This is a genomic window from Legionella qingyii (genome assembly GCF_003184185.1).
In genome coordinates this window covers 132,107-143,629 of sequence record NZ_QHJG01000011.1, presented here as the reverse complement: position 1 = coordinate 143,629, position 11,523 = coordinate 132,107, and the positions used below count along the sequence as shown (strand labels likewise).

Genomic DNA, 11,523 nt, shown 5'->3' with positions numbered 1-11,523 from the left:
CTTACGGTTGTCGATGTCAACTTCCACGCAACCCTTAGGGAGACGAAAAGGAGTTGAGGGGTAGTTGTGGCAATCCGTGGCATGGATTATTTTCTCGGTTACGTAAAAAAACGACGAGATTTAACCAGTGGTTCCCTCCGTTTCTCCGAAGACAAACACTTTCGAGACAGACCCGAACGAGCTGTAGTTACTCTAAGCAAACCGGGCGTAATATAGCTCGCGCCCGATAGAAATTAGGAAGAGAAACGTGCTGCTACAAGCGAAAGCAATGGAACTAAACAAAGAGTATTCATGCTTAAACCTACATGCATGACCGTTATAGACGCCATTCTCACTGATTCCGTAATAGTATACGTCGTTCTCTTCTATTTTTACATCGTAGTAACCGGACTTAACGAGAAGCTATAAATGGGGTTTTTAGTTAAAGGGTTAAGCGTCTTTTTGGGTTACTATTGCAAAGTTTCCTACTTCCGTTTTCACAGACGTCGAGCGGTGGTGGTTAGAGTATTATCCACTTTAATGGTTACCGGCGGACAACAACGCCTATGTCGACTGGATGGCTAACCCGGTTATCACGGGCCCAAACATTTTGGGAATGGGGCCGTGAGACCTCGCAGTTTAACAATACTATGGGAACTATTTAATTACTCCAATCATGCCCCAGTACTTTTTGGACGGTGGTAAAACAGCAAAATTTACCACGAAGAAAATGGCAACGTAGGAAGAAGCCGGTTACCCGTCGTTATCCAAAATAGCCGAGAAATATTAATCCTGGTTGGTATTTTGTCCTCGAGTTATTGTCCGTCCGTTGTTTCCATTTTTAAAAATTGTACCCACGATTCTGAAGGGATAGATTTGATAAAAGGTAATAACCTTTAGTGTAATCGAATAACGAAGTTCGTGAAATAGTGATGATACTTAATAAATTGTCTAGTAATCGCATTTAGGGTAGCTAATTTGCTACCTTAGTGGTAATAAACGGACCTACGTCGCGTCATCTTGGACTCTTAAGTGATGGGCCAAAGACGCTACTGAAGTGGGGTCCGATGTTAGATTAAATATCTAATAAGACCCCATAATTGAACGTTAACCCAGTGTAAAACGTTCGGTGCACCGTTAGCTAATGGAGCAGCAGGCGCGAGAGGAAATATTACGAGGTCTAGCCGTGGAAAGTTCCATTTTACTGCAAATGGGCGTACGTGACACTCCCTTAGTAGACGCCTTTCGTGAACGTTCAGTTAGTGTATGAGAAGTGCACTACGCCGAAAGCGTCGTCCTTATGACTAATTAAATAAAGGGAAAGGTGCTCTATTGAGTCCATGAAGAAAGCGCCTTTTTTATTCATTAGCCGGTCGTGAACAACGTGTGCGTTGTTTGTTGAGGAGTACAAATCCTTCATGCGCGCCACTATTTTAAACCGACCTAAGTCCGTTGAACTATGTCCGGAACGGCAACGCTAAAAAATGCATTTCTAGTAGTTAGAATCGCTATTTTGGTATAGGGCGTAGTGTACGGTTATTGTGGTTGACGAGGCGAAGTGGCGGTTGATGGCGAAGTTTCTCACGAGGAAGTCGGCCTAATTCGAAGGGTCAGTTCCCAAGTGGGACAGGAGCTCGACTACCGTTTTGTACGGGGCCGTTTCTTATTTGAAACGGGAGCGATAGCTTTTTCTCCTGAACAACTAAACTTGCACGGTACCGGACTCGGAATTTAAGTAGTGGTCGAAATATCGAGTTGAGCGAAGGCTAATGTAGTATTGGAAATCGCCGAGAGTGGGTCGGAAAAAATCTCTCGTGATGGCATTAACCGAGTAATCCATTTTATAGGAGAAGAAAATTACGAACACTAAGAACAGCGTGTTATTAACCACTTGCTGCACGTAGCGGTTTGAGTAGGGACAGAGATTATTAAAGAAGAAATTAGTTTCAAAAATTAGCAACGAGACTCCGATTTTATAAAACGTCCAATAGAGCGAGTCGTGTTTCGAGTAGGTCAAGCGGTGCATAGAAATAGAGAAGGTCAAAGCGATTTACTGCGTTAAAGTAAAGATTTTACCGAAGACGGACCGCTAGTGACTCCAATTTTGCTCGGTAATTAGGGACGAACCCGACGAGTACAAGTGCTTACTACCGCTACTGAAGTAGCTACAAGTCTATTCGATAGTCATTCGGAAGTTCTTGTACTTATGCTAGCTCGTGAAAACGGTTTGCTATAAGGTTAGCAGCGAAGTGATGACAATTAGCTATTCTGTTGGTAAGCCAGTCTTATAGGTCGTTTAAAAAATGAGAACCAGACGGTAGCTCGGGATAGTATAATTTTAATTGAGCTATTGATGCAAGGTTTAGACACCAACGTTTATTTACACTGTAGTTAGGAAGCCGTAGCTGAGCCAAACTTGCACCTTATTATTGGTCAGCGCATCCTACAAGTACTAGCCTAAGTAGTGCATTTAGGAGGTGGTATCCTTCAAAAAAGACGACGTAGACATTGCGCTAAACGAGATAATGGAACCGTGGTCTTTGGACTATCCCGTTTCGGCACTACTGATATAAAACAAAAAGGACTGATATTTGTCGTGCGTAAAATTAACTTGGTAATGGACAGCGTATGTATGAGCGATACCGAACACCGCCTCATTACTAAAGACGAAGCCAGCCTTTTAGTCCCGGAAACTATATAACCCAGTAACGCCAATTTAGACGCACGCCTAATAGGTTATTTACTTGTGTTCGTAATCGGTGGAGCCAGTTTAATACCCCGTTTTATAGACTTCGGTATGGGTGTCGTTATGGACAACGTGGTAAATTATTCTATAAGCCGTTCGCACGACCATTATTACGGCCAAGAACATCGCAAGGTAGTTTTAACAGTTGGGTTAGATGGCATGGAACATTATTGAGACTTTCATTTTGAAGGCGTATTCCGCTATTGGCTCGAAGGCATATTGCGTAACGCCGTTTCCTAAATCCTAGTAGTCCTCTTGGGGTCAAAGGAACCGGTAGCTGTTTCCCTATTGCCATGCTTTTACCGACGCGGTAATTATGGTACCGAAGTATTGTCCGTGACAGTGGTACACCTACCTTAAATGGGTTATGTAGGGGTTGCCATGCACGACTAAAAAACATAAACCGCCAACGAAAGTTTGGGTCAAGTCTGTAACGTATTTATTACGCAGCGACTTGTCCAAAATTAGGTAGACGTTATACACCATTCCGAGACAGGTTTTACTGTATGTAACTTATTAGTTCTATTCGGAAAAGCCATTTAAGTCAATTACCAAAAGCAAGACAATGAACTAAGTAACGAAGAAATAAGTACTCAAAATATAGCAATAAATTGGTGATCCTATGAAACAACGTTTCATAAAAGTTGTTTAACCTACAAGACCATCTATCTATTTGATGGATATGTAACACTTATTGAAACATATAAAAAGATTAGTTGCGTCATATTATTTAAATTGGTTAACTATTAATTAATAAAAAATTTTAGAAACCAAAAAATTTATAGACTAGTGGACACCTATTGGAACACATAATAGTATCGTATAAAGCTTATTCAACAACATTTATTGTGTTTTTAAGTAAAATCTGGGTATGGGTACGGAGTAAAAGCAAGGGTAGGTGTCGTTTGTTTTATTTATTATATATTAACATAATTATACGTAGGATTATTTCCTGATGCCTCAAGTTGATTACCTACTTTTCTGCTCAAGTTCGGCAAGGGATCTATGAATGTCATTAAGAGCGGATTCATTCATGTAAGAAATGCATTAAAGGTATGGCCGCAAATAATACCATGAGTAATAGTCGTAAATAAGTATGTTTGTCCAAGCTCTAGAACATCTCAGATTATTTACCCACTGGGCATCAATAGTTCATTGAGTTCGATGTCTGTTTCATGAAATGTGACATCAACTATAACTTAGCGTAGTTGCCCCGATAGAATAATGGTTGCTATTAGACATGGAACTTATGTAGTTTTGGCACTGTTTTCTTGATAGACTTGTTTAGTTGCTGGACGACGTTAATTGGTATCTATTAGGAGTCGTTGTACTTGCACAATGGGTGAAATAACTAAATCACTTAGTCTCTGACTTTTATTATTTACTTCATTAAGTTAAGTTTTACGTGTTATCGAATTCAAGGGTCCTTCGGGACTAGAATCAAGTATTTCCTGTTCTTTATAGTCTAGTTCATTCTCCGGAACCGCTGCTTTAGTTACGTCAACTTTACCATAACAACTTACTCGCTTTAGTTTAACATCATTCGTTGCGAGTATTTAGATCAAACTATTAGTAGTATCCGTCGTAACACTCGGACTGACCGAATTAACGTCGAAAAGATAATCCTTTAATACTCAACCGTTCGTCAGATTTTCGACTCGCCGCATCTTATTTATAACTTTATGTTAATGTTTCGTAAGAGCTTTCACGTTCACTATACTAACGACGACATTTATCACTTACAGCTAAATATTAGAAATTACTTCGTATGGTAGCACTCAAAGCGGCGTATAAGTGGTTTAGTTAATGGTATCCTTACGGCGAACTTCTTCGTAAACGACTACATTGGCCAAGTTTATCTGGGATATACCTTAATACCCTTTTTAGAGATTTGCCACTCCTTAAACATTTATTGCAGCTTAACCTCTAGTTATTCCTTGCTTTACAGATACTCCAGTCGAGTTCGGAGTAATAGTTATATTTATTACTTCATTTTCCTCGCCATGTATAACAAGCATTATAATGATTTAACCACTTTCTCGTTCTGCTCGATTTCCTAAATTTATGTTTGGAATTATTCCCGGACGTTCGTAATTTTCTATTTTTATTCGTTTAATGTGACGAACAACTTTACTCGCTGTATAATGAACGAACACCTTGTGAGCTTCTTAATTTATTACATCAATGGTTTATAACAGTTGCGCGCGAATTAAAACGTTTACCAATAAATATACACGACGTAGGCAGTTTTTTAATAAAACTTTCACATCGGAGGACCCCACTAGGGTGGGGTGTTCTTCGGTCAAAGTGCGGACTTGTGACAACCCGGTAAGCGGATCCAGTATAAGTATGTTATTCGGGAAGCGTAGTACTAAATTAAACACTAGTATAATTTTAACGACTATTTGTTTGCTGTCGCAGAGTAACACATGGAGATTACCGCGTTTTACTATAAATACCTAACAATAAAGAACTCTACTTGGTTCTTCTGTGATGTAACATAAGACTACTAGTAGATGAGAACTAGTGACGTAAGAGCCTTAATTAGCGAAACCGGATACGATTACATGCAGATTCCCTTTTAGACGCGATGGTTAGTTAGGCTCTAGGTAATTGGCCAAACATATTAGCAGCAATAAATCTTCTGAAAGATAAATTTGTTGAAGTAGTTCGTCTTGCACGTTTTGAGGGAGAAAGTTAAAACTACGATCTAAACCTGGTAAAATTTGCCTAATTACTATGAAAACCCGTGCTACGACCTCTGCAACAAAACTTTCTTCATCCGTTTCATAACGTCCTACTATATGCGTAACTTCTATACCGTAGCTCTATGCCGCCCCTTCTTAAACAGTAGCATAAGAAGTTACGTCTAGGTTTTAGATAATTTCTCGCACGGCTATCGTAGTCCTTAAGCCATAGGTACAATTTTTATTCTATACCGCGGGTTGTCCAACCGGGGTATTGGTAAAGCTAACCTTAAAGAAGGATGGGCCTCGTACCAGTGTGGGACCAACTTGAGTAACTTCGTCGGCTATTCCGTGATATAAAGCGTTTTTTATTACCTGCTTTAGTCCAGCAAAATATAAGACTATAGGTTTGACAATTTCTCTCAAGGTCGTAGTTTTCACTGTTTTGGTTTATTGCTATAAATAATTTTAGAAGCCAATTAAAGTGGTCAATATAAATGTCGCTAAATTTTTTAGCGGAGGGAGAACGTGTTTTTCCCTCCCCTTGTAATTTCTAACCTCAACTATGATAAATTAACTGAAAGATTGAAAAACTTATCGCGCTTAAACACGTTGTCGAGCTCGATCAAGCCGTCGTCGTTGTCTTATTAGGTAAAGTGGCGGAAATGAGCGGTAACGGCGGAGTCGAACTCGAAATCGTCGGTCTTGTCGCCGAAGTAGTTCTACGAGTCGAGCAAGTTGGTGTAGACGTTCTTATCAGTGTGTCAATCCAACATAAAGGTCGTAAGGTGGAACTTGTATCATTTAAAGAACCACCGGTGGTCTGTTTCATTAAGAGTGAAGCGGACCGAAATCTTAACATTCGTTTCCACGTACTGGCCGACATTATGGATAAAGCGGATTAAGAGGACATCGGTGATGGTAAAGATGATTTGGTCTCTTATAAAGTACAAGTCGTGATTGTTATAGATTCACGCAACAAGATCAGTATAAACGGATGGAGTGTTCCAGAATCGAAATCGTTGGCGAAGGAGTTACGATGGTTGGTATATCTTACGGACGAGTCCATTTAGTAGCATAAGTGGCCGCTCTTATGGAACCTTCGGAAATTAGCATAGAAAATTGCTATGCATAAAAGGACCTCTTGGTCATTTATGAAGTCGTTGCTTCTTACCAACTCTATTCTTAGAAACCTAAAATGCGCGTGCCCATTGTTGTGCAAATAGAAGAAGTCTATTAAGCAGGTATGGTTCTTAGCGTTATTACAGAAAATTAAGAAATATCGCAACATTACAAACAACATGTGCTGCACGACATAGCATCACGAGAACAGGTTGTTAATCACCTAGATTAACAGCTCTTCATCTTAGGTCTCCTAGATGGCGTCCTATCTAAGGATCAAGTCGTTAAACAGCGCTGTTATGTTGCCATCGTAGGTTCACTCGTTTGCATCAACGACCACTGCCCAGTCAATTTAGCAGTCGTCCATGCATATGACGAACTTAACTTCATTATCTTGGTCAGAATCATCTTCATTATGCAAGAACGTTGTATGGGTAAAGAAGTCGTTCACAACCAACTATTGGGTGTCGTCTCCCGTATGCTGGATTGTCTCGACTATGAAGTTGGGGACGGTTCCATATAGCTATCTATAACAGTTACTTATCATTATGCAGTGCCGGAAGTAGTGCCTTAAAAAGTCGGTACCAGTTCGGTCAATTACGTTGAGCATTTGCCAATGGACCACCGAGTAAGTAAACCGGTATTTGGTTACTATGAAATAGGTTATGTAAACTCAGAAAGTAAAGTACTATCTTCAGTAAAGGAAGTGCTCATGCGAGTGGTTGTGGGCGTTTATGTCTCATAGGCGATACGAGTTAGCGCTACAAAGCTTAATTGAGGTAGTATAAGTGTCAGAACGGGTGTGGCCGTGGTGGCTTGTCAGGCTGAAATGGGGGAAATCGTTTTCCTGTCTCGTTCAGTTATTGAAATTATGGCCAGAGTTCGTTAAGAACTGACGGACGAACAAGAAGCATTGAACCACCGAACGCTACTTATCTGGTTACGAGAAGACGTGGCTAACCCGGACGTAGTAGTTGTCCTGCTGGGTTTTGTAGGTATTAAGCTGGGTCCCAAAAAAATGGTTGTCCATGAACTTATCCTAATCGACATAAAAGTCGAAAATTTGGTGCGAATTCAGGAAGCCAACAAGGGTAACGTTATCATGCTTGATGTGGTAGTGGGTCGACAACGACATGAAGCTTTTGGTTTAGTGGTAGTTGTTCAAAGTTACGTAGTAACTAAAATCCCTGTAATAGTGCCCCCTTAAGGTGTAGGTGTTGGCGCGGTTATTAAAGATGATGTCAAGGATTCGAGTAAAATATGGGAGAATATTTCGCCGACGCGGTGGCTGTTAGAGACGATTGAGAACTCATTAACGTCGAACAGCTCGAAACAATATTCGGTTAACTTTAAGAAATTAGTTTAGTGGCCGTAATAGTCAACGTAAAAAGTAACGTTAGTAAAATCGGCGAACAAGTGTTCGTTATAAAAGTTGATGACGAACCATTTAGACGTTAAGCTATATTGCAAGATTTTCTAATAGGTCGTTAAGGAATCGTAGTCCAAGCATCTACATCAGGGTTACTACGGGGTAACAACACGACAGAAGAAGACTAAAACCGTTACCATCATTAACAAAGTGGTATCCGAAGACTCAGTACCACAATTGTTTAAGCAATATATGTTGCACGTTACGTAGCTACCACGGTAATAATTTGCGTAGTTCGTACTGAAATTGCTATGGCTATTCCAGAAAATATGAACCGCATAGTGGATCTACCAGAAAACTCGGTTCTTGTAATGACGGTTGCGCAAATTTTTTACGAACAGGGAATGCCGGCTATTGTCGTTATAGTTGGAGAAACGGAACGAGAAAGGTCAATGCTTATCACGCTTAACAGAGAGCGTCGTTCAAATGCAAATTTGGTGGCGTATCTGGCGCTAGACATCACTGTTGCTAATCTGGTTATGCCAATTGGAGCGCTACCCAGTATTTGCCTACAGACATGAGACTTACTCGTGCTCGTTATACAAAATGATGTGGCATCTAGAATGACCGTATTCCAAATCTACGCGCGTAAGAAAGGACTCAAAATGCGTAAAACGAACGACGGTGGTAAAGGTAGCGTGCTCATTAGAAAGCCCAGAATAATTATGAGCTTTAAAAGCTTGCCTAAAGAAAACGAGGTCGGTATTATAGTGAAGCGGAATTTAACTGAATGGTTGAACGGCATGCAAATTTCAGGAGATGTCGAAAAAAGTTAAAACGAAGTTACAGTAATAGCATTCGCGGGCGAAGTAACTAGTCAACATCATCTAGTCCTACACTCCATGCGTATATCAGTACGTTACTGCGAAGTTTACGTCGTTGAAGTGAATGGCCATGTAGTAGGTTTATTGGAAAAAGTTGTTGTTTGTTACGGCATGGGTAAAGACGTTGTCTATTACCTCTTATAACAAAAACAAAGTAGTTGAGTCATTACGCGACTGGCGCGAGATTGACAAATGCTCAACGTAGTAGTTCCAGACTTCGTTTAACTCTCTTGCGAAGGTTAAGCGCCTTAACTCGGTCACGGTTTGCTCATGGTGGTGGGTCGAAAAAGTACTAAAAACAAACACGTCGTGGTGGTTGGGCACTATGTCTTTCTGGCCTCAATTAGCGACCAGAATGTGGACTCAATTTATTTAGTTGTAGTTCCTTTTAGACTGGCAGTCATTAGCTTTAATGCAATCAACCTTGCTTACGACTATGCAGTGGTCGAACACAAAGTTATTAGCCATTCCGTCAGTTACTAGGACAAAAAGGAAATTGAAGCGGTAATCAATTAAAAAGATGAAGTAGTCGTAACTAAGCACGACGAGAAAGATCGTTCGCACTTACGTTTATCTTTTATAGTGGTCCTATACGAAGTGCCGGTCCACCAGAAGAATTATTATTACTTTAAACAGCTATTCGGGTTCGGACAAATCAATTCAGTAGTATATGCTAATTACGTAGAAGTGGCGCGAGGTACTTCATAAGTGGGTACCACGTAGGCCGTATCCCACGCTACTTAACATTACGTCGACTCAGTCTACGTGGCCGTTGATGCTGCTACCATACAAGATTTCGTGGTACGAGAAGTTCGAATGCATGATAACGACGGTGTCTACTTCGAAAAACAGGCTGACGATGTATTTGTGTGAATTGTGGGCACGGAAAGACCAATTATTAGCGTAGTTAACGCTAACGACAAAAAGGACAAACTGCCAGTGGTTACTACTCGAGTGCGACAGGTGCAGGTTGACCTTAGTAACGCAGCTAACGAAAATTAGGACAAACATGACCAACCAGATGACTAAATGCACGTTATTGTGGTCCTCGTTGAAAAAGTTACCCTCGGTACGGACGACGTAGCTAACCCGGAAATGGTAGTTAACCTAATGGATTTCGTAGTTGTTGGGCCGGATTTTCAGGAAAGGGTTGACCTTGAAGTTCTTATGCCGGTCATGTAAATGGAAAAACTGGAAGTCGATTTCATCTTATTAGTGGTTCTTGTTGGCGCGGATGGCTCAGAGAAAGTTCCAATTCTCGGTCTGGTATTTAAGGCGGACCTTTAAGTTAGTAAAGTGGTCGGTAACGTAGAAGTTCCGGTACGTTCGAGTGTTGTGGCAGAAAGTTTGACTGTTATCATGGAAGTAACGCACTGAGTCTATGATGTGATTTCACAAGATAAAAGAAAGACTAATTAAGTGACTAAAGTCTTCCTAAATTGCGATGAACAAGACTGTACCTTTGATAGGAGATTTAATACGCCGGTTAAGACATGACTCGAACAATTCGAACGGTGCTTGACTTGGTAGATATTGATTTAGCGGGCGAGCTTAATAACGAGGTGGTTCGTTCCTTCCTAGTTATGACTAAAAATTGCTCTGGAACGCGACATTCGCGACTGAATTACTAAGCTAATTAGCGACAACAACGCGTAAACTATTTAGTCTTTTTGACGAATGTAGTTGTGTGTCTCAAAAGAGAACGAGACGTGCTACACGAAGTATCTCACGTGTTTATAGACCATCGTCATAGTTAGAAAATAAACATCGGTTGTTCCATTAATTTAACAAATTACGGAATAAAAGTAAACTGAAACGTAGCTAACGACGTACGTTGTTGAGCTATACGACGCGCTGTCATCAACGACCTAATCGTTATTTGAAAAGTCGAAGTCCGTAGTCGTGTCGAACACGTTCTAAAAAGTTTACACGACTGGTGAGTCGATTAAAAAAAAGGGGATTTCGTATAAGTTTATAACGAAATCGTATCCCAGACCGATACCACCATGATAGTCTGTAAAATTTAGAGAAGATAGTTCAATAGATTATTCCGTCATAAATGGAACCGTAGTTAAAGCGCGAAGTTTTAAAAGAGTCGTGGTCAATAACGGTTCAAACGTTGGACAAATGCGTTAAGTAGAAAACGCACTAACTGAACAACGTCATTAACGAGAACACGGTTAAAGTGAACGTAAACGCGAAGTACGAAGCGTCGAAGAAAACGAAGAAGTTACTAAACGCGTCGTGCGAATAAGCGAAAAAGTTACTACAGACGACTAACTTGGAATCGAACAAAATTAAGTAGGAAATGCGCTACGACTCGATCAAGATTAAGAAAAGCTGGTGCAAGACGTCGTCGATTTGGTAGTCGTTAAAACAGAACAGCAAGAAGGTAACGGAAACGATTACCTCCGGTATGATTGAAGTACCATTTGTTTTGTTTGCGACGTTTTTGCTCGTAAACATGTTAATTACAATTTAATTAAAGGTGACAAATAGAGGACATTGTTAATCCCGCGGACCGCGGGACTAATACACAATAGTTCTTGGGTCCAACGATTCCTTTCCCAAACGCTTTCATTTCTTGTTACGCTATGGGTGAGGTTAGTACCAATGCCGCAGATTATCTGGTCGTTGCTACTTGTAAAAATGAACATTGTAACCTTGGTAAAGACCAACTGCTCGACTCGGAAGTTCCTTAAACGGTGGTTCGTTTGGTTTAGGATAGCGACACGG

General features: G+C 40.6%; 3 protein-coding genes. All 3 read left to right on the top strand.

Features of this window, described 5'->3' with window-relative positions:
* Positions 1-6,077 precede the first annotated feature (6,077 nt).
* The 3 genes from DGG96_RS08410 (at position 6,078) to DGG96_RS20800 (ending at position 8,739) form a co-directional block, all read left to right on the top strand.
* On the top strand, positions 6,078-6,317 hold the full coding sequence (locus tag DGG96_RS08410; protein ID WP_110142283.1) for a hypothetical protein: 240 nt from the start codon (positions 6,078-6,080) through the stop codon (positions 6,315-6,317).
* A 1,897-nt stretch (positions 6,318-8,214) separates the two neighbouring features.
* Positions 8,215-8,484 (top strand): hypothetical protein, encoded by a 270-nt coding sequence (locus DGG96_RS08400; RefSeq protein WP_110142281.1) that lies wholly within the window; start codon positions 8,215-8,217, stop codon positions 8,482-8,484.
* Between the two features lie 84 nt (positions 8,485-8,568).
* Positions 8,569-8,739 (top strand): hypothetical protein, encoded by a 171-nt coding sequence (locus DGG96_RS20800; protein ID WP_165831594.1) that lies wholly within the window; start codon positions 8,569-8,571, stop codon positions 8,737-8,739.
* Positions 8,740-11,523 lie beyond the last annotated feature (2,784 nt).

Excerpts from the sequence above, each read along its gene's own strand:
- DGG96_RS08410 (WP_110142283.1), top strand. The coding sequence starts at position 6,078 with ATGAGCGGTAACGGCGGAGTCGAACTCGAAATCGTCGGTCTTGTCGCC.
- DGG96_RS08400 (WP_110142281.1), top strand. The coding sequence starts at position 8,215 with ATGGCTATTCCAGAAAATATGAACCGCATAGTGGATCTACCAGAAAAC.
- DGG96_RS20800 (WP_165831594.1), top strand. The coding sequence starts at position 8,569 with ATGCGTAAAACGAACGACGGTGGTAAAGGTAGCGTGCTCATTAGAAAG.